The following is an 18,706-nucleotide window of genomic DNA, read 5'->3' on the forward strand; positions in this document are numbered from 1 at the left end:
GCCCGCGCCAGCTCCGGCCGTCGGCCGGCAACGAGGTGAAACATGGATTGGAAAGTATTTCTCCTGCGCGTCGCGGTCGCGCTGGTCCTGGGCGCCCTGATCGGCGCCGAACGCCAGCTGCGCCAACGCCTCACCGGCCTGCGCACCAACGCGCTGGTCAGCACTGGCGCCTGCCTGTTCGTGCTGATGACCCAGGGCGTGCCCGGCCTGGCCGGCGACGCTTCACGGATCGCCGCCTACGTGGTCTCCGGGATCGGCTTCCTCGGCGGCGGCGTGATCATGCGCGACGGCCTCAACGTGCGCGGCCTGAACACCGCAGCCACCCTCTGGTGCACCGCCGCCATCGGCGTCCTGTGCAGCATGGGCCTGCTGCTGGAGGCCACGCTCGGCAGCCTGGTGGTGCTCTGCGCCAACATCCTGTTGCGCGACATCGCCCAACGCCTGAACCGCCAGGACGTGTTGCCGGCCAGCGAGGCCGAGCAACGCTACGAAGTGCAGATCGTCTGCCGCGCCGAGGACGAGATCCAGGTTCGCAGCCTGATGCTGCACAGCCTCGGCAGCAGCGACCTGCGCCTGCAATCGCTGCACAGCGAGGATCTGGACAACCCGGCCAAGCTGGAAGTCCGCGCCGAACTGCTCGGCACTCCCGAGGCTCCGGCGCAGCTGGAACGCCTGGTCAGCCGGGTCAGCCTGGAGAAGGGCGTCAGCTCGGTGCGCTGGCAGGTCTTCGAACTGGCGGCCGACTGAGCGGCGGCCGCCTCAACACAACAGGCTGCCGGGGCCGCAGGGCTCCGGCGGCTCCTCGGCCAGCGGGGCGGCGGCGTTGTAGGCGAGGATCAGTTCCCGCGCCCGCTCCGTCTGCTCGTCCGCCACCAACAACGCCAGCAGTCCGCCAGGCGGCAGTTCGCCGATGGCGCCGACCAGGTGGCGGCCGCTGACATGGGCGGCGATCCCTTCGCTGGCGAGCATTCCCACCAGCATCTCGGCTTCCAGCAGGTCGGCCGGCTCATATACGCGCTGCATCAGTCATCCTCCCGGCGGACGTTCAGTGACCAGTCCTGCCCATCGGTGCGCAGGTCGAACAGGATCGGCCGGCAGCACACCGGGCAGTCCTCGTAGTACTGCTGGTCGCCGGCGCTCAGGTCGAGCAGCGCCTCGGCCGGTTCCCCGCAGTAAGGGCAGCTATAGGCCTGGCTTTCGAGCATCGCTGCACCCCCTATGAGTTCCGTTTATAATCGCGCGGTTCAATTTTCGGCCACCCCCTGGGCGGCCTTCGCAGCATCCATATGGAACCAGAAAGCATGATGGGCGAGTTCGAAGCCATCCGACCCTACAGTGACGCCGAAGTCCCCGCGGTATTGCAACGCCTCCTGAGCGACGACGCCTTCCTCGGCGCCCTGGTCCGCTACCGCTTCCCGCGCCTGGCCGGTCCCCTCGGTTGGCTGCTCAAACCTCTTATAGCCCATCGCCTGGCCCGCGAGGTCACCGGCATCCGCAGCGTCGCCACGCTGCAGGACAAGTTCGAGCCCTACGTCGACCACACCATCGAGAAGGCCACCGATGGCGTCACCTACTCCGGGGTCAATCGCCTCAAGCCAGGCTGCGCCTACCTGTTCATCGCCAACCACCGCGATATCGTGATGGACCCGGCCTTCGTCAACTACGCCGTGTACCACGCCGGCCTGCCTACCCCGCGCATCGCCATCGGCGACAACCTGCTGCAGAAATCCTTCGTCAGCGACCTGATGCGCCTGAACAAAAGCTTCATCGTGCACCGTTCGCTGAGCGGCCGGCGCGAGAAGCTCGCCGCCTACCAGACGCTCTCCGCCTACATCAACCACTCGATCCGCGAGGACCGCCAGTCGGTGTGGATCGCCCAGGCCGAAGGGCGGGCCAAGGACGGCGACGACCGTACCGACTCGGCGATCCTCAAGATGTTCCACATGAGCCGCAAGGACGAACCCTTCGCCGAAATGGTGCGCGCCCTGCATTTCATCCCGGTGTCGATCAGCTACGAATACGACCCCTGCGACCTGGCCAAGGCCCGCGAGTTGCACACCCGCGCCAGCACCGGCGAATACCGCAAGGCGCCGGGCGAGGACGATGCCAGCATCGCCCTGGGCATCACCGGCTACAAGGGCCGCGTGCACATCAACTTCGGCGCCGAACTGGAGGGCGAGTTCAGCGACGCCAAGCAGTTGGCCGCCGAACTGGACCGGCAGATCCTCGGCAACTACCGTCTGTTCCCGGTGCACTACCTGGCCTACGAGATGAGCGAGAACCGCGACCCGGACCTCGCCGTCCCCACGGCCGAGAGCCTGTTCGGCAGCGAAGAACTGGAGAAGGCGCGCAAGGAATGGAACCGCCGCCTGGAGCAATGCCCGGCCGAGCAGCGCCCCTGGCTGGTGCTGCAATACGCCAACCCGGTACTCAACCAATACCGGATCAGGCAGCAATCCTGAAGACGAAAGCCCGGCGCCGCCGGGCTTCTCCATCGGGCAACGGCTTCGAACCCGCAGACGGTTATCCGCGTGCGGTTCGGCTCGCCGAGGCAGGCCCTCTCAGAACCGCGTGCTGGCCCAGCTGACCAGCAGCGCCAGGCCCAGGCAGGCGGCGCCGAATCGGTAGAAGAACAGGTTGATCCGCAGGGTCGCCTCGTCCATCGGCAATGCCTCCTCCCCCGCCTCGCCCTCCGCGGCCCAGCGCGCCAGGGCGCGACGCTCGCGTGCGCGGGTGGCCAGCAGCAGCCAGGCGCCGGCGACACCGAAGAACAGCGCAAGGCCGTTCACGGCCTGCGCGGGATGGGCGAGGAACAGCGCCCACAAGGCTTGCAAGGACATCGATAACCTCCGCAACAGGACCACACGCCGGGGCTACCGAATAACGCCTTGGGTGAGCTGATGACAGGACGGACCGTCGGGGACGGCGGGGAAGGACTGGTCGAATTCTATCCAGAATGCATGAGCGACGGCCAGCGGCACCCGGGTTGTCGCGACGAAGCGCAGCGGTTAGCAGCAATCCGTCTAAAAAAGGCGCGGCCTCGCCAGCGTGACCAGCTAGTCTGAAAGTGCTTTGCCGGTCACAGAACCCCACCCAGGCAAACGACAACACAGGAGAGTCGTCATGCTGGAAACCGCACCCCACGAACATAACTATCTGATCGACCACCTGGACGAGATCGAGGCCGTGATCGTCGATCTTTCCTTCAATGTCCAGGACGACCGCTGGCTGGTGTACTGCACCGCCTGCGGCCATGAACACCTCGACCTGCCTGAGACCGACGAACGCATCAGCATCGGCGAGCCGGACCCGTTCCACCAGGCCGCCTGAGTTTCCCGAGCGCATGAAAAAGCCCGGCATCCGCCGGGCTTTCTCGTTACCGCCGGCTCATTGCTGGCCGAGAGTCTGAGCGATGGTCGGGTCCTTGAACACGCGGGTCAGGGCGTCGCTGAGCACCTCGCTGACCAGCTTGCTGTTGGTCGCCTGGTTCGGCGCCATACCGAAGCGCTGGTTCAGCGAGGCGCCGTAGCGACCGGTGTAACGCCGGCTGCTGTTCTGCACGTCGGCGCGGAAGGTCGCGGTGATATCAGCCTGGGTGACGTAGACGCCGTCCTTCGGCGACTGGTACTTCAGCTCGGCCAGGGTCAGGGTCAGTTGCGGCGCGTTGTAGGCGTTGGCCGAAGGCGTGTAGCCGAGCAGGCGCACGGCCGTCTCGGCCTGGGCCTGGAGCTTGGGCACCACGTCCTCGCTGCGGACGGTCAGGGTGCTGGTATCGGCGTAGAGGCCGCCGCGGGTGCCCAGGGACGGGCCGGGACGGCCATCGACCACCTTGACCACCACCGGCTGGCCATGGCCGACGGCGGTCAACGGTCCTTTAAGGACCGGTTGCGGGTCCAGTTGTTGCGGGCTCAGGGCGCAGCCGCCGAGAACCAGGGCGCTTGCGGTCATCAGGCTGAGCAACAGGCGATGCAGCATGCTCATCTCTCCATGGGTTGGGCACGAATGGCCGGCAGTATAACGGCGCCGCGAAGGCACCGCAGCATTGCCTTGGACGTTCGCCACGGGGCGCGGTTCCTCGCCTGTGGCAGGTGGCGCAGGGCACGCATGCCCGGCGTTTGGCAGATACGGCGCGGCGGATTGTCCCAGGGGGCTTTCGCCGGCGGGCACTTCGTGACCGGGAATGGGAAAAAAGTCTAAGGAGCGGGGTATTTTTTGATTTTCACCGTTATAATCGCCCCCCGATTATAAGGACGCCTCCTGATCGGGTTCCGGCCCCCGCGCCATCCCCCCACAGAGAGCCGCCAGTAGAGCGCTGCCCCATGAGGCAGACGCCCTGAAACGCCTGTAGCGAGTTTTTCGGCAAGGAATGCCGCATGACCCCGCACGATTCTGCGAAGGCATGCCCGCGACAGACGAGCCCTTCCGGCCCATGTCTCCAAAAGAGCGTGGATCGAAGGTATTTCACTACTTCACGAGAGTGTGGCGAGCAATGAAGAGTTTTGCGTCGGTAAGTGCGCCATTAGCGCTTGAAACAGCCCCCCGCAGACGCGACCGCAGCGGATACCTCATGACCAGAGCCTGACGGCCCGTTCCGTCGCGAATGTGCTTGCACGACCGGATGCCCGCATGGGCCAGCCAGGCTGCCAGATCGCCAGCCCCGCGCCCGGCATCCATAGGCGATGACGCCCGGCGTCCCGCCGTTGTTGCGAAGAATCGGACATGACGGCTCCCTCCGCCGCTGCCTGCCGGCCCGTACCGGCCTCGGCCCTGCCCCGTCTGTCGTCAATTTGGTGCTGAAGATTTTGGAGAAGCGTTAATGGCGCAAAACGATCACGAAACAGTCGACATGCTGCTGGTAGGCGCCGGCATCATGAGCGCGACCCTGGCGGTCCTGCTCAAGGAACTCGACCCCAACCTGAAGATGGAAGTCGTCGAACTCCAGGAGTCCGGCGCGATCGAAAGCTCCAACCCGTGGAACAACGCGGGCACCGGCCACGCCGGCCTGTGCGAGCTGAACTACACCCCGCAGTCGGCCGACGGCAGCATCGACATCAAGAAAGCCGTGGGCATCAACACCATGTTCGAGGTGTCGAAGCAGTTCTGGTCGCACCTGGTCGCCAAGGGCACCTTCGGCTCGCCGAAGACCTTCATCAACCCGGTACCGCACCTGAGCTTCGTGCGCGGTAGTGAAGGCATCGCCTACCTGAAGAAGCGCTTCGAATCGCTGACCAGGCACCACGCTTTCGAGACCATGGTCTACTCCGAGGACAAGGCCACCCTCGCCGAGTGGATGCCGCTGATGATGCCGGGTCGTCCGGCCGACGAAGCGATCGCCGCGACCCGCGTCGAGGGCGGTACCGACGTCAACTTCGGCGCCCTGACCAACCAGCTCCTGCAACACCTGGCGCAACAGCCGGGCGCGCAGATCCGCTACAACCAGAAGGTCACCCACCTGCGCCGCGCCGATAACGGCTGGCGGGTCACCGTCAAGGACACCCGCAACGGCGGCGACCGCGAGATCCAGGCACGCTTCGTCTTCCTCGGCGCCGGCGGCGGCGCCCTGCCGCTCCTGCAACTTTCCGGCATCCCGGAAGGCAAGGGCTTCGGTGGTTTCCCGGTGAGCGGCCAGTGGCTGCGCTGCGACAACCCGGAAATCGTCAAGCAGCACCAGGCCAAGGTCTACAGCCAGGCCGAGGTCGGCTCGCCGCCGATGTCCGTGCCGCACCTGGACACCCGCGTGGTGGACGGCAAGAAATCCCTGCTGTTCGGCCCCTATGCCGGTTTCTCCACCAAGTTCCTGCGCCATGGCTCGTTCCTCGACCTGCCGCTGTCGGTACGCCCGGGCAACATCCTGCCGATGCTCTCGGTGGCCCGCGACAACATGGACCTGACCCGCTACCTGATCGGCCAGGTCATGCAATCGCCGGAACAGCGCCTGGAAGCCCTGCGCAAGTTCTACCCCGAAGCCAGGGCCGAGGACTGGCGCCTGGAAGTCGCCGGCCAGCGCGTGCAGATCATCAAGAAGGATCCGAAGAAAGGCGGCATCCTGCAGTTCGGCACCGAGCTGGTGGCCGCCCACGACGGCTCCATCGCCGCCCTGCTGGGCGCCTCGCCGGGCGCCTCGGTGACCGTCTCGATCATGCTCGGCCTGATCGAGCGCTGCTTCCCGGAGCAGGCCCGCTCGCCGGAGTGGAGCGCCAAGCTGAAGGAAATCTTCCCGGCTCGCGAGAAAGAGCTGGAAAGCGACGCCGAGCTGTACCGCAGCGTCAGCAGCCGTTGCAGCGAGGTGCTGGAACTGACCGCGAAGAACGACGTGCAGGCCCCGGTCAACGCCGAGTGAGCCGCGCGACGGAACAAGCCGCCTTCGGGCGGCTTTTTCATTTGTGGAGTCAGGCGCCGGCCTCGCAGTTGATCATCCAGGACACCCCGAAACGGTCCACCAGGGTACCGAAACAGGGCGACCAGAAGGTCTTGCCCAACTCCAGCTCGACCCGCCCGCCGTCCTCCAGCAAGGCGTCATAGCAGCGCCGCGCCTGCTGCGGGTCGCGGGTATTCAGCGAAAGGGAAATCCCGGAGATCGGCTGCAACGCCGGCCCGTGCCCGTCCGAGGCCATGATCTGGCTGTCGCCGATCTGCAGGTTGGCGTGCATCACCTTGTCGCACCAGCCTTCCGGCACCACCACCGGACCGGGCGCCTCGTCGAAACGGAACAGGAAACTCACCCTGGCACCGATGGCGTGTTCATAGAAACGCAGGGCCTCTTCGCAACGGCCGTTGAAGCAGACGTAGGGCTGGACGTACATGGGAACCTCGGCAGGCTGTTTTTCCTGTGAGTGTAGAAAAGCAGCAGCCTCTCGCAGAGCGAATAAAGCAGTCCTGGCCATTCGCCCCCCCCTGTCTCCCTGGCGCTCCGCAATGCGAGAAGGCCCGTATGCCTATCGTCCCTTGCCACCGCCAGCCGCCATTCGGATGCTGGCGTTCTCCGACGGGCGTGACTCGGCGGACCGCGCAACGAAAAAACCCGCCGAAGGGCGGGCTTTTCGCTGCATGGCCGGCTCAGGCGCCCTTGGCCGCCTGCAGCGCTTCGATGTAGGGCGCGGCCTGGCGCTGGTCGGCGACCAGGGCGACGAAGTCGTTGCCCTTGGCGTCGCGCGCATCGAGATCGTAGCCGGCCTCGCGGAAGAAGGTGAGGAAGCGCTCGAAGTCGTCGATGCGCAGGCCGCGATAGGCCTTGATCAGCTTGTGCAGCGAGGGGGGCGTGTCGTCGGCCGGCTCGACGCCGAGGAACAGCTTGATCGACTCGTCACTGATCTCTTCGCCAATGATCTGTTTCTTGTCTTTGCGCATCGCTTTCTCTCAACGGCTCTGGGGCCGGGCTCGCCCGGCGCGGGATAAGGCCAGGCAGTTTACTCCCGGCGCGCGGCGAGGCTCAACGCGCGCGTACCGCGCCGGTGTGCAGGTCGGCCCAGACATGGCCGTTGGGATAGGCGAGGAACTGGCAATAGACCGTCTGGTTGCGCAGCAGGTCGAGCAACGCCGGGTACTGCGCCAGCGGGTAGTTGAGCGTGAGGGTGCGGGTCCCGGCATCGTAGACCGGCTTCTTCAGGCTCTTGCCTTCGCTGTCGAACTGGATCAGCACCTGGGCCAGGGTCGCGCCCTTGCTCAGCGGCTTGCCCTTCAGGCGCAGCAGGGTCGGCGTGGTGATCGGGATCGGCTGCTGGTTGGACTGCCGCTGGTTGCCCAGCACCACGCTGTACTCGGTGATCTGGATCAGTTGCTGCTGCTCCGGCGCCTCCTGGCGCAACTGGCCGTCGTCGGGCGGCAGGAAGCGCGCGTGCATCGGGGGATTCTCGGCGGCCAGGCCGGCCAGACTGACGAACAGGAGCAGGGAGCCGCACAGGCTACGGGCGAACATCGGGACCTCCGGACAGGGCGAGCCGGCACTCTAGCATGGCTGCCGACCCGCCGCCGAAGCGCTCAGGCGAACTGGGCGCGCATCCAGTCCCGGTAGGCCGGCGCATCGGCGCTGCCTTCGGCAGGCGCCCAACTGGCGAACTCGCCTTCGCCGAGCGGGCGGTAAGGCCCGGCCTTGCATTCGAACAGGATGCTGTCCGGCTCCAGCACCACCAGGGCATGGAACACCCCGGGCGGCAGGTCGACACCGGGGCAGTCCCCAGCGGCGCTCAACTCGCGCTTGTCGAGGAGTTCCCCGTCCTCGGCGAAGACCAGCAGGCCGAGACGGCCCTTGAGCACGATCAGCGCCTCGGCCTTGCCCGCATCCAGGTGCCGGTGCGGCGGGATGTAGGTATTCGGCTGGAGGCCCACTGCCATGCGGTGGCAGGGCTCCTCCATGCGGTGGAAGTTGTGATGCTGGCGACCACGCGGCGCGTTACCCGCCCCGCTCGCCAGTTCAGCGAACAATTGCTGGTCGAGGTAGCGCGGTCCGGCCATCTCAGAGCCCCTTGACCGCGAAGATGCCCGCGGCGTTGCGCCAGTAGCCCTTGTAGTCCATGCCGTAGCCGAACACGTAGCGGTCGGCACAGTAGAGGCCAGTGAAGCTGGCCTTGAGGTCGGGCCGGGCCTTGCGCTCGTGTTCCTTGTCCACCAGTACGGCGGTGTGCACCGCGCGTGCGCCGGCATGCTTGCAGAAGTCGATGATCGCCGAGAGGGTGTGCCCTTCGTCGAGGATGTCGTCGATGATCAGCACATCACGGTCGATGAAGGAGATTTCCGGCTTGGCCTTCCAGAACAGTTCGCCGCCGGAGGTCTCGTTGCGGTAACGGGTCGCATGCAGGTAGGACAGTTCGAGGGGGAAGTCGAGCAGCGGGAGCAGCTTGCCGGAGAAGATCAGGCCGCCGTTCATCACGCAGAAGACCACCGGGTTGGTCTCGCCGAGATCGCGGTTGATCGCCTCGGCGACGCGACCGATGGCTGCCTCGACCTCGTCGTTGTTGAACAGGCAGTCGGCTTCCGCCATGACTTGGCGGATGTGCGCGAGATCGACGGACATGGTGCTTCTCCCTGGCTGGGCTGAGAAAAAGTCGGCAAAGGTACTCATCCGGTCGCCATCGGGCAACCCCCGGCGGTCGAGTGCGAATCAGAATAATGGTCCAGACTGTGCGGAATGCATTACGCTAGCGCAATTTTTTTGCCCGCCCCCGTTGGAGACAGTCGCCCATGCCCGTACATGAGATCCGCCACCCCCTCATCCGCCACAAACTGGGCCTGATGCGCCGTGCCGATATCAGCACCAAGAACTTCCGCGAACTGGCCCAGGAAGTCGGCGCCCTGCTGACCTACGAGGCGACCAAGGACCTGCCCCTGGAACAGTACGAAATCCCCGGATGGGCCGGCCCGGTGACGGTGGAGAAGATCTCCGGGAAGAAGATCACCGTGGTGCCGATCCTGCGCGCCGGCATCGGCATGCTCGACGGCGTGCTCAGCCTGATTCCCGGCGCCAAGGTCAGCGCGGTCGGCGTCGCCCGCAACGAAGAGACCCTGGAAGCACGCACCTACCTGGAAAAACTGGCGCCGGACATCGCCGAGCGCCGCTCGCTGATCATCGACCCGATGCTCGCCACCGGTGGCTCGATGGTCGCCACCATCGACCTGCTGAAGAAGGCCGGCAGCAAGGAAATCCGCGCCATGGTGCTGGTCGCCGCCCCCGAGGGCATCGAGGCGGTACGCAAGGCCCACCCGGACGTAATCATCTATACCGCCTCGATCGACGAGAAGCTCGACGAGAACGGCTACATCATTCCGGGCCTGGGCGACGCCGGCGACAAGATCTTCGGTACCAAGCAGAAGGAAGCCTGAACATGGGCGATGCCTTCCAGGAGCCGCTCTGGCGCCAGGTGCTGTCAGGCGCGCAGATGCTGTTCGTCGCCTTCGGCGCGCTGGTGCTGATGCCGCTGATCACCGGTCTGGATCCCAACGTCGCGCTGTTCACCGCCGGCCTCGGGACCCTGCTGTTCCAATTGGTGACCGGGCGCCAGGTACCGGTGTTCCTCGCCTCCAGCTTCGCCTTCATCACCCCGATCATCCTCGCCAAGGGCCAGTTCGGCCTGGCCGCGACCATGGGCGGGGTGGTCGCCGCCGGCTTCGTCTACACCTTCATGGGCCTGGCGGTGAAGATCAAGGGCACCGGCTTCATCGATAAACTGCTGCCGCCGGTGGTGATCGGCCCGGTGATCATCTCGATCGGCCTGGCGATGGCGCCGATCGCGGCGAACATGGCGATGGGCAAGGCCGGCGACGGCAGCGAGCTGCTGCCGTACCGCACCGCGATGATGATCTCGATGCCGGCGCTGCTCACCACCCTGGTGGTGGCGGTATTCGGCAAGGGTATCTTCCGCCTGGTGCCGATCATCGCCGGCGTGCTGGTCGGCTTCGCCCTGTCGTTCGTCTTCGGCGTGGTCGACACCGCCGCAATCGTCGCCGCACCCTGGCTGGAACTGCCGAAATTCACCGCGCCGGAATTCAACTGGCAGGCGATCCTGTTCATCGTCCCGGTGGCCCTGGCCCCGGCCATCGAGCATATCGGCGGGGTCATCGCGGTGGGCGGCGTCACCGGCCAGGACTACCTGAAGAAGCCCGGCCTGCACCGCACCCTCCTTGGCGACGGCCTGGCCACCTCGGCCGCCGGCCTGTTCGGCGGACCGCCCAACACCACCTACGCGGAAGTCACCGGCGCAGTGATGCTGACCAAGAACTACAACCCGAAGATCATGACCTGGGCGGCGGTGATCGCCATCACCCTGGCCTTCGTCGGCAAGTTCGGCGCGATCCTGCAAAGCATCCCGGTACCGGTGATGGGCGGCATCCTCTGCCTGCTGTTCGGCACCATCGCCTCGGTCGGCATGAACACCCTGATCCGGCACAAGGTCGATCTCTCGGAAGCGCGCAACCTGGTGATCGTCTCGGTGACCCTGGTGTTCGGCATCGGCGGCGTGCTGATCGGCAGCGGTACCGGTCCCGACGACATCGGCCTGAAGGGCATCGCCCTGTGCGCCATCGTCGCCATCGTCCTCAACCTGCTGCTGCCGGGCAACGACGGCTGGCAGAACAAGGCGCTCGACGAACAGCACAAGGATTCGCACTGAAACCAACGGGCGGAACACTTCGCTGTTCCGTCCGTATTCCACCCGCCTCGTTATTTTCAAATCATGTAGTCAATCGCTTACTACTTTGTAATTAAACTTCCTTGCATTTCCCAAATAACCACGCCATCTGACTAGCAGAGATTTACTCGCGCTGCTATATAGCCAGTCAAACATGACTGGCTAGCCGCTCTGCGCCGCACCCGGCGCGTCGTCAGCCATGAACTTCGAGTTTGGCGGATATATAAGGCCGATCATTTAAAGTCGTGGGAACTTTATTTATCCGCCAACGTCCTTCTGCGCCACCGACATTCATTATCGACAGGAAGTTAGAGATGAATAAACGCACTCCGGCAGTCTTGTTGTTCTGTTCCTGCGCCAGCCTGCTGGGCACCGCCCAGGCCGCCGGTACGCTAATCGGCCAGGTCGGCGTGCAGATGGTCATCGGTGCCGGCTGCACCATCATCAACGGCAGCGTCAGCGGCGGTATCAACCAGTGGGGAACCCTGGACTTCGGCAGCCATTCCGACCTCACCAACGTGGTCGACGCGCAGACCGTCGGCACCAGCGGCAATATCCAGATCCAGTGCAGCACCGGCCTGACCCCGAGCCTGACGGTGAACGCAGGCCTGCACGCCAGCGGCGGCCAGCGCTACATGCAGAACACCACCACCAGCAGCAGCACCATCGCCTACAACATCTATTCGGACGCCGCGCGCAGCGCGCTGATCCAGGCCAACACACCGGTGGACATCTCCTCGGTCTCCACCGGCACCGCGGTCAACATCCCCCTCTATGGCCGCGTGGTGCCCACCGGACAAAGCACGCCCACGCCGACGGCGGGGACCTACACCGACACCCTGCTGGTCACCATCGCCTGGTAAGACGCGCCGCCAGGCGCGGCGCCGGGCAGCATGGTCCTGGGGGGACCGATGAGCCTGAACCGCTACTTCACCGGAGGACTGCTCTGCCTGCTCGGCTGCAACCCGGCAAACGCGCAGACCGCCACCATCGTCCTGAGCGCCACGCTGCTCCCGGCCTGCGAGGCAGGTAGCGTCGGCAGCGGCGGCGCGATCACCTTCGGCACCCTCGACTTCGGCCAGTACGCCTCCCTGAACAACGCCATCAGCGCCACCAGCCAGCAAGGCGCAGGCTCCATCCGGGTCAAGTGCGTCAGCGGCCAGACCTATGCGATCACGCTCGACGGCGGGCTCTACGGCAGCGTCGCCACGCGGCGCATGGCGAACATCGCCAACACCGCCCTCACCCTGACCTACAACCTGTACAGCGACCGCCCCGGCGGCATCGTCTGGGACAACACCACCGGCGTTGCCGCCACCGGCAACGGCAACGACCAGTGGTACCCCATCTACGGCCTGGTGCCGGCACAGACCACGCCGGTCGCCGGGACCTACCGCGACACCGTCAACGTGACCATCAGCTGGTGATGCCGATGTCCAGCCGGCATCTACTCCTGTCGCTTCTCCTGCTCCCGCTGCCGAGCCTGGTCGCGCATGCCGATCCATCGCCGATCAGCCGCGCCTTCCAGGTCCAGGCGGTGGTCGCCAACGGCTGCGCCTTCGGCACCGCCATCAGCGACAACGCCTATGACCTCGGCACCCTGAGCTTCGGCACCCTCGGCAACCTGGCCAGTCCGGTTAACGTCGCCAGCAGCTCCGGGGCCGGCTCCATCGTCCTGACCTGCACTCCGGGAATGACCGTCTCCGTCGCCCTCGACTACGGGATCAATGGCGGCAGCAGCAACCAGCGCTACCTGAAGCGGGTGAGCGGTAACGAGACCCTCGCCTACCAGCTCTACCAGGATGCCGCCTACTCCCAGGTCTGGGGCAACGGGGCACTCGCGCGGACCATCGCCAACTTTCCCGCCAGCACCCAGACCTACACGGTATACGCGCGCCTGTTCGCGGTCGGCAGCCTGCCGTCCGCCGGCAACTACCGCGATACCGTCACCGTCACCCTTTCGTTCTGAGCCGTCATGGAGGATCACATGCCCAGTCCACACCTACCTCTCCGCCCCGGCCGCTGGCTTGCGGCGCTGCTGGCGCTGTTCCTGGGCGGCCCGGCACAAGCCGCCAGTGCGGTGCTGATCTGGCCGATCAACCCGGCCATCGAAGCCGACCAACCGGCCACGGCGCTGTGGCTGGAGAATCGCGGCAAGCAACCGGTGGTCCTGCAGGTGCGCGTGCTCGGCTGGTCCCAGGCGGATTTCCAGGACGTCTATCGCAACCAGCAGGCAGTGATTCCCAGCCCGCCCTTCGTCAAGGTCGAGCCGGGCCGCCGGCAACTGGTCCGGCTGATCCGCCAGGGCGGCCAGCCCAGCACGCCGGAGGACGCCTACCGGGTGCTGATCGACGAAGTGCCCGACGGCAGCGCGGGGCAGACGCAACGAAGCCCCGGTCTCGCCCTGCAGTTCCAGATGCGCTATTCGGTACCGCTGTTCGTCAGCGCCGACGGCGTCTGGACCCAGCCGCGCAGCGATGTCGAGCGCGACCCGGCCGACGCGACCCGGCCGAAGCTGGCCTGGCGGCTGGTCGAGGAACAGGGCAAGCGTTACCTGCAGGTGCGCAACGAGGGTAGCGTGCACGCCCGCCTGAGCCATGTCCGCTGGGAGGGCAACGGCCGCAGCCTGGCGCTGCTGGACGGCCTGCTCGGCTACGTGCTGCCCGGCCAGCAGATGCGCTGGCCGCTGCCGCCGGGGCTGCTGCCGGACGCCGGCATGACCCTGAAACTGCAACTGGCGGACAACGACGCGCCGATCAGCGTTCCCGGGTACTGAGGCGGACGTCGGTCCCGTGCCTCGCCCGTGTCAGCGGCGCTCTCGCCGCCACCGCTCGCTACTGATCGGCCTGGCGCTGCTCTCCCCTGTCCATGCGGCGGACTACCTGGCCGGACTGCCGCCGCCGCAACCCGCTCCGTCCGGCGGCGGCGGCAACGTCCTCTACTACCTGGAACTGGTGATCAACGGCCGCGACAGCGGCCAGGTGGTGCCGGTCAACGCCGCCGATGGCCATTACCTGCTCGACGCCGCGGCCCTGCGCGAAGCCGGCGTGCGCCTGCCTGGCAACCCCGCCGGACAGGTCGCGGTGGATGCCCTGCCCGAGGTCCGGGCGGACTATGACAGCGCCAGCCAGCAACTGCACCTGCAAGTGCCGCCGGACTGGCTGCCGGAGCAGCGCTTCGACGATCCCGGACTGGTCGCCCGCGCCCCGGCGCGCAGCAGCCTCGGCGCGCTGTTCAACTACGACCTGTACTACTCGGCCCCCGCCGACGGCGCCACGCCCTGGCTTTCCGCGCTGCTCGAGCAACGTCTGTTCGACGGCTTCGGGGTGATCTCCAACACCGGCGTCTACACCCGCTATTTCGGCGACGCCGACAACCTCGACAGCCGCTACCTGCGCTATGACACCTACTGGCTGTACAACGACGAACGCAACATGCACAGCTACCAACTGGGCGACTACGTCAACGGCGCGCTGAACTGGACCACCCCGGTACGCATGGGCGGCTTTCGCTTCGCCCGCAACTTCGGCGTACGTCCGGACCTGGTCACCTATCCGCTGCTGCGCTTCGACGGCCAGGCCGCCGTACCCAGCACCGTCGACCTGTTCATCAACGGCTACAAGGCCAGCAGCGCCGACCTGCAGCCCGGTCCCTTCGCCATCAGCAACGTGCCGTATATCAACGGAGCCGGCGAAGCCACGGTGGTGACCACCGACGCCCAGGGCCGACAAGTGGTGACCAGCCTGCCGTTCTACGTATCCAACACCCTGCTGGCGCGCGGCCTGAGCGATTTCGACCTGTCCGTCGGGCGTCTGCGCGACGACTACGGCCTGCGCAACTTCTCCTATGCCGACAATGCCGCCAGCGGCATCTACCGCTACGGCGTCAGCGACCGCCTGACCCTCTCCACCCACGCCGAGGCCGCCAGCGACCTGCGCCTGCTCGGCATCGGCGGCGACATCGCCGTGGCCACCTTCGGCACCCTCAGCCTGGCGGCCAGCGGCAGCGACGGCCAGGGCGACAGCGGCCAGCAATACCTGCTCGGCTACTCCTACTATTCGCGACGGCTCGGCCTCAGCCTGCAACACATCGAGCGCAGCGCCGGCTATGGCGACCTCGGCACCCTGGACGGCGAGTACCAGTTGAGCCGGCGCACCGACCAGGCTACCGCCAGCCTGACCTTCGACGAGCATGGCACCATCGGTACCGGCTACTTCGACATCCGCGCCCGCGACGGCAGCCGCACGCGCCTGGCCAACCTCTCCTACAGCCGCCCGATCGGCAGCCGTAGCAGCGTCTACCTGGCGCTGAACAAGGATCTCGACGGCGACGGCTACAGCGCGCTGATGCAACTGGTGATTCCCTTCGACATCAACGGCCTGCTGAACATCGGCGTCACCCGCGACAGCGACCGGCGCTACAGCGAGCGGGTGATCTGGAGCCGCTCCACGCCGAGCCAGGGCGGCCTCGGCTGGAACCTCGGCTATGGCGGCGGCGCCAGCCGCTACCAGCAGGCCGACCTGACCTGGCGCATGCAGAACGTGCAACTGCAGGGCGGCCTCTATGGCGAGACCGGCAACTACACGCGCTGGGCCGATCTCAGCGGCTCGCTGGTATGGATGGACAACGCCGTGTTCGCCAGCAACCGGATCAACGACGCCTTCGTCCTGGTCAGCACCAAGGGTTATCCACAGGTGCCGATCCGCTACGAGAACCAACTGATGGGCAGCACCGACGACAACGGCCACCTGCTGGTGCCCTGGGTCGCGGCCTACTACCCGGCGAAGTTCCAGATCGAGCCGCTGGACCTTCCGGCCAACGTCAGCGCGCCCGAAGTCGAGCAGCGCGTGGCGGTACGCCAGGGCAGCGGCCTGCTGCTGGATTTCCCGATCCGTGCCGTGGTCGCCGCCAGCATCAGCCTGGTGGACGAGCGCGGCGAACCGCTGCCGCTGGGCAGCCGGGCCGAAGAAACCGGCAGCGGCCAGCGCGCCAGCGTCGGCTGGGACGGCCAGGTCTATTTCGAAGGATTGCAAAGCGACAACCAGCTACGCGTGGTCCGCCCCGACGGCCGGGCCTGCCAGGCACGCTTCCGCCTGGACACGCGCAAACCCACCGTCAGCCAGGTCGGCCCGCTGACCTGCTCGGCCCCCATCGGAGATACGCCATGAGCCGCCACTCCACGTCTGCCTGCCTGCTCGGCTTCGCTACGCTCTGCGCCAGCCCGTTGCTGCTCGCCGCCTGCACCACCAGCTCCGGCACCGGCAATTTCGGCAGCCTGAGTTCGTTCACCGTGGCCAGCACCGCACAGACCATCACCGGCACCACCGGCTTCAAGTGCACCGGCAGCCTGTTGTCGATCCTCAGCACCAACACCATCGACGCGACCATCGCCAGCACCGCCAATCCGCTGGGCACCACGCCGCGGCTGTACAATGCCGCCAGCGGCACCTACCTGCCCTACAGCATCTGCAAGGACAACGGCTGCGGCACCGTCTACAACGTCGGCTCGACGGTACGCTGGAGCAGCACCACCTTCCTCGGCATCCTCGGCCTGTTCAACGCCACCGACGGCAGCCTGCCGCTGTACCTGCGCACCGCCACCGGGGTGACCCTGCCGGCCGGCACCTATACCGATACCATCGGCCTGAACTGGGCCTGGCACCTGTGCGCGGCGGGCATCGGCCCAGTCTGCGTATACGACGACGGCACCGCCAGCAGCAGCGTCAACGTTACCCTGACGGTGCTCAAGGACTGCTTCATCGACAGCGCTCCGGACCTCAGCTTCGGCAGCGCCGCGCTGGTCTCGGCCTTCACCGCGGTGAACCAGAACATTGGCGTGCGCTGCACCCTGAACGCCACCTATACCATCGGCTTCGACAACGGCAACAACTTCAGCGGCGGCTGGCGGCGAATGCTCAGCGGCACCAACGCGATCCAGTACAACCTCTACAAACCGGGCGACTCGACGGTCTGGACCACCAGCAACACCCAGGCAGGCACCGGTAGCGGCGCCGCGCAGAACGTGCCGTACCGGGCCATCGTCAACCCGGCACAGGGCAACGTCCCCGCCGGTACCTACAGCGATACCGTGCGGGTCATCCTCACCTACTGAGTCAGGCCGGCTGCCGGGACGCCTTCCAATCCTCGCCGCCCTCGCCTTCCCGTCGCAGGCTCCAGTCCTTCAGGTGCTCCAGGCTGGCGCGATAGGGCTTGAGGCCGATCCCCAGCAGGACCACCGCGCCGAGCACCGCGGCCAGGGTCACCAGCAGCAGCGAGTAGCGCAGCGCCATGTCGTCGGCGAAGACGAAATCGGTGACCAGCGCCACCGCCGTCGGGCCCACGCCGAGACCGAACAGGGTGACCACGAACAGGTAGATCGCCGAGGCCTGGCCGCGCATCGAGTTGGGCATGATCTCCTGGATCGCCGCCGGGGCCACGCCGAAAGGCATGCTCAGGAAGAACACCGTCGGCGCCATCAGCGCCGCCGCCCAACTGGCGTTGTCCAGCAGCGGGTAGACCAGGGTGAAGGGAATCACCGCCCAGGCGGCGAGCAGCCCGACGCGCATGTTCGCGTCGCTGCGCCCGCGCTTCGCCCAGTAGTCGGCCAGGCGCCCGCCGAAGACGATGCCGAGACAGCCGAACACCGCGACGATGCTGCCGTAGACCACCCCGACATGACCGGCGTCCCAGCCGTGGGTGCGGACGAAGAAGGTCGGCACCCAGGCGCCGCTGCCGTAGCCGGCGAAGGACAGGCAGGCGAAACCGAAGTTGTGGCAGAGCACGGTCTTGCGGTTGGCCCGCAGGTAGGCGCCGACCTCGCCCAGCGGCACCGCCACGCCTGCGCCGACTCCGCGCCGGGCCGGCTCGCGGATCGCCAGCAGCAACAGGCAGAAGAGCACGCCGGCGGCGCCGAGGATGAGGAAGATCAGTTGCCACGGGCGCACCTCGCCGAACAGCGGCAGGTGCACGTCGCCCTGGGCCGAGGCGAACTTGATCACCAGCCCGCCGAGCAGGAAGGCCAGCCCCGAGCCCAGGTAGATGCCCATCGAGTAGACGCTGATCGCCGTCGCCCGACGCTCGCGCGGGAAGCTGTCGGCGATCAGCGAATAGGCCGCTGGCGACAGCGCCGCCTCGCCGACCCCGACGCCGACCCGGAAGGTGAGGAATTGCCAATAGCTGCGCGCCAGACCGCAGGCCGCGGTCATCGCGCTCCACACCAGCACGCCGAACAGGATCAGGCCGCGCCGGCTGCGGTTGTCGGCCATGCGTCCGAGCGGGATACCGCAAAGGGTGTAGAACAGGGCGAAGGACAAGCCCATCAGCAGGCTCATTTCCGTGTCGCTGATGGCCAGGTCGCGGCGGATCGGGCCGACCAGCAGGTTGAGGATCTGCCGGTCGATGAAGGACAGCACATAGGCGACCATGAGGATCGCCACCGTGGTCCAGGCCGCAAGGTTGGAGGGATAGCCGTTATTGTTGTTATGCATGCCGAACTCCTGGACGCCGCCGAAGCGGCGGATGCGAAGGGAGGGTCGACAGGCAGGATAAGCCGGCAACATCCGGGCTTATACCCAGGGCAAGGGACT

General features: G+C 66.5%; 22 protein-coding genes. 12 read left to right on the forward strand and 10 right to left on the reverse strand.

Annotation, left to right across the window (positions count from 1 at the left end; translation table 11 throughout):
• Positions 1-42 precede the first annotated feature (42 nt).
• Complete coding sequence (locus VQ065_RS26455) at positions 43-747, forward strand: MgtC/SapB family protein (protein ID WP_003094941.1); 705 nt, start codon at positions 43-45, stop codon at positions 745-747.
• 12 nt (positions 748-759) lie between these two features.
• Here VQ065_RS26455 and VQ065_RS26460 read toward each other — a convergent pair whose 3' ends face one another.
• Positions 760-1,023, reverse strand: coding sequence for a putative signal transducing protein (locus VQ065_RS26460; RefSeq protein WP_003094943.1), 264 nt, complete (start codon positions 1,021-1,023; stop codon positions 760-762).
• Positions 1,023-1,205 carry a CPXCG motif-containing cysteine-rich protein gene (locus tag VQ065_RS26465; RefSeq protein ID WP_003094945.1) on the reverse strand — a complete coding sequence of 61 codons (183 nt, stop codon included), beginning with the start codon at positions 1,203-1,205 and terminating at the stop codon, positions 1,023-1,025. The genes VQ065_RS26460 and VQ065_RS26465 overlap by 1 nt, the downstream gene beginning before the upstream one ends.
• 96 nt (positions 1,206-1,301) lie before the next feature.
• Between VQ065_RS26465 and VQ065_RS26470 the strand changes: the two genes are divergently transcribed.
• Entirely contained in the window at positions 1,302-2,462 is a 1,161-nt protein-coding gene (locus VQ065_RS26470) for a 1-acyl-sn-glycerol-3-phosphate acyltransferase (protein ID WP_003094947.1), read from the forward strand.
• 99 nt (positions 2,463-2,561) lie between these two features.
• Here the strand turns inward: VQ065_RS26470 and VQ065_RS26475 are convergent, their stop codons facing one another.
• Complete coding sequence (locus tag VQ065_RS26475) at positions 2,562-2,840, reverse strand: hypothetical protein (RefSeq protein ID WP_003094948.1); 279 nt, start codon at positions 2,838-2,840, stop codon at positions 2,562-2,564.
• Between the two features lie 283 nt (positions 2,841-3,123).
• Between VQ065_RS26475 and VQ065_RS26480 the strand changes: the two genes are divergently transcribed.
• Positions 3,124-3,330 (forward strand): hypothetical protein, encoded by a 207-nt coding sequence (locus VQ065_RS26480; protein ID WP_003094951.1) that lies wholly within the window; start codon positions 3,124-3,126, stop codon positions 3,328-3,330.
• A gap of 57 nt (positions 3,331-3,387) precedes the next feature.
• Here the strand turns inward: VQ065_RS26480 and VQ065_RS26485 are convergent, their stop codons facing one another.
• Positions 3,388-3,975, reverse strand: coding sequence for a YajG family lipoprotein (locus VQ065_RS26485; RefSeq protein ID WP_003094953.1), 588 nt, complete (start codon positions 3,973-3,975; stop codon positions 3,388-3,390).
• Between the two features lie 841 nt (positions 3,976-4,816).
• Between VQ065_RS26485 and mqo the strand changes: the two genes are divergently transcribed.
• Positions 4,817-6,340, forward strand: coding sequence for a malate dehydrogenase (quinone) (mqo, locus tag VQ065_RS26490; protein ID WP_003141615.1), 1,524 nt, complete (start codon positions 4,817-4,819; stop codon positions 6,338-6,340).
• Positions 6,341-6,389: 49 nt separating this feature from the next.
• Here mqo and VQ065_RS26495 read toward each other — a convergent pair whose 3' ends face one another.
• From VQ065_RS26495 to VQ065_RS26515, 5 genes are all read right to left on the reverse strand, one after another.
• Positions 6,390-6,803 carry a VOC family protein gene (locus VQ065_RS26495; RefSeq protein ID WP_003094957.1) on the reverse strand — a complete coding sequence of 138 codons (414 nt, stop codon included), beginning with the start codon at positions 6,801-6,803 and terminating at the stop codon, positions 6,390-6,392.
• Positions 6,804-7,056: 253 nt separating this feature from the next.
• The gene (locus tag VQ065_RS26500) at positions 7,057-7,347 is read right to left on the reverse strand and encodes a PA4642 family protein (RefSeq protein ID WP_003094960.1); all 291 of its coding nucleotides are present in this window, start codon (positions 7,345-7,347) and stop codon (positions 7,057-7,059) included.
• A gap of 82 nt (positions 7,348-7,429) precedes the next feature.
• Positions 7,430-7,915: a hypothetical protein gene (locus VQ065_RS26505; RefSeq protein ID WP_003094962.1), complete on the reverse strand. Its 486-nt coding sequence runs from the start codon at positions 7,913-7,915 to the stop codon at positions 7,430-7,432.
• Positions 7,916-7,977: 62 nt separating this feature from the next.
• Positions 7,978-8,451, reverse strand: coding sequence for a WbuC family cupin fold metalloprotein (locus tag VQ065_RS26510; protein WP_003094965.1), 474 nt, complete (start codon positions 8,449-8,451; stop codon positions 7,978-7,980).
• Position 8,452: 1 nt separating this feature from the next.
• Positions 8,453-9,010 (reverse strand): hypoxanthine-guanine phosphoribosyltransferase, encoded by a 558-nt coding sequence (locus tag VQ065_RS26515; RefSeq protein ID WP_003094967.1) that lies wholly within the window; start codon positions 9,008-9,010, stop codon positions 8,453-8,455.
• A 167-nt stretch (positions 9,011-9,177) separates the two neighbouring features.
• On the opposite strand from VQ065_RS26515, the gene upp reads away from it, so the two are divergent.
• The 8 genes from upp to VQ065_RS26555 all read left to right on the forward strand — a co-directional run bounded on the left by upp (position 9,178) and on the right by VQ065_RS26555 (position 17,232).
• Entirely contained in the window at positions 9,178-9,816 is a 639-nt protein-coding gene (gene upp / locus VQ065_RS26520) for a uracil phosphoribosyltransferase (RefSeq protein ID WP_003094968.1), read from the forward strand.
• 2 nt (positions 9,817-9,818) lie between these two features.
• Positions 9,819-11,102: a uracil-xanthine permease family protein gene (locus VQ065_RS26525; protein ID WP_003094970.1), complete on the forward strand. Its 1,284-nt coding sequence runs from the start codon at positions 9,819-9,821 to the stop codon at positions 11,100-11,102.
• A 332-nt stretch (positions 11,103-11,434) separates the two neighbouring features.
• Positions 11,435-11,983, forward strand: a complete 549-nt coding sequence (locus tag VQ065_RS26530; RefSeq protein ID WP_003094972.1) for a Csu type fimbrial protein — start codon at positions 11,435-11,437, stop codon at positions 11,981-11,983.
• Positions 11,984-12,013: 30 nt separating this feature from the next.
• The gene (locus tag VQ065_RS26535) at positions 12,014-12,547 is read left to right on the forward strand and encodes a Csu type fimbrial protein (protein ID WP_003135089.1); all 534 of its coding nucleotides are present in this window, start codon (positions 12,014-12,016) and stop codon (positions 12,545-12,547) included.
• Positions 12,547-13,089: a Csu type fimbrial protein gene (locus VQ065_RS26540; RefSeq protein WP_023098841.1), complete on the forward strand. Its 543-nt coding sequence runs from the start codon at positions 12,547-12,549 to the stop codon at positions 13,087-13,089. The genes VQ065_RS26535 and VQ065_RS26540 overlap by 1 nt, the downstream gene beginning before the upstream one ends.
• Positions 13,090-13,107: 18 nt before the next feature.
• Positions 13,108-13,896, forward strand: a complete 789-nt coding sequence (locus tag VQ065_RS26545) for a fimbrial biogenesis chaperone (RefSeq protein WP_003094976.1) — start codon at positions 13,108-13,110, stop codon at positions 13,894-13,896.
• Between the two features lie 16 nt (positions 13,897-13,912).
• Complete coding sequence (locus VQ065_RS26550) at positions 13,913-16,288, forward strand: fimbria/pilus outer membrane usher protein (RefSeq protein ID WP_003094977.1); 2,376 nt, start codon at positions 13,913-13,915, stop codon at positions 16,286-16,288.
• Entirely contained in the window at positions 16,285-17,232 is a 948-nt protein-coding gene (locus VQ065_RS26555) for a Csu type fimbrial protein (RefSeq protein WP_003094979.1), read from the forward strand. Before VQ065_RS26550 ends, VQ065_RS26555 begins: the two co-directional genes overlap by 4 nt.
• A 1-nt stretch (position 17,233) precedes the next feature.
• On the opposite strand, the gene VQ065_RS26560 is transcribed toward VQ065_RS26555, so the two are convergent.
• Positions 17,234-18,607, reverse strand: a complete 1,374-nt coding sequence (locus VQ065_RS26560) for a spinster family MFS transporter (protein WP_003094980.1) — start codon at positions 18,605-18,607, stop codon at positions 17,234-17,236.
• Positions 18,608-18,706: the final 99 nt, after the last annotated feature.

It is taken from the genome of Pseudomonas sp. KBN10P06128, from assembly GCF_037574945.1.
In the GTDB taxonomy this organism is placed as follows: domain Bacteria; phylum Pseudomonadota; class Gammaproteobacteria; order Pseudomonadales; family Pseudomonadaceae; genus Pseudomonas; species Pseudomonas aeruginosa.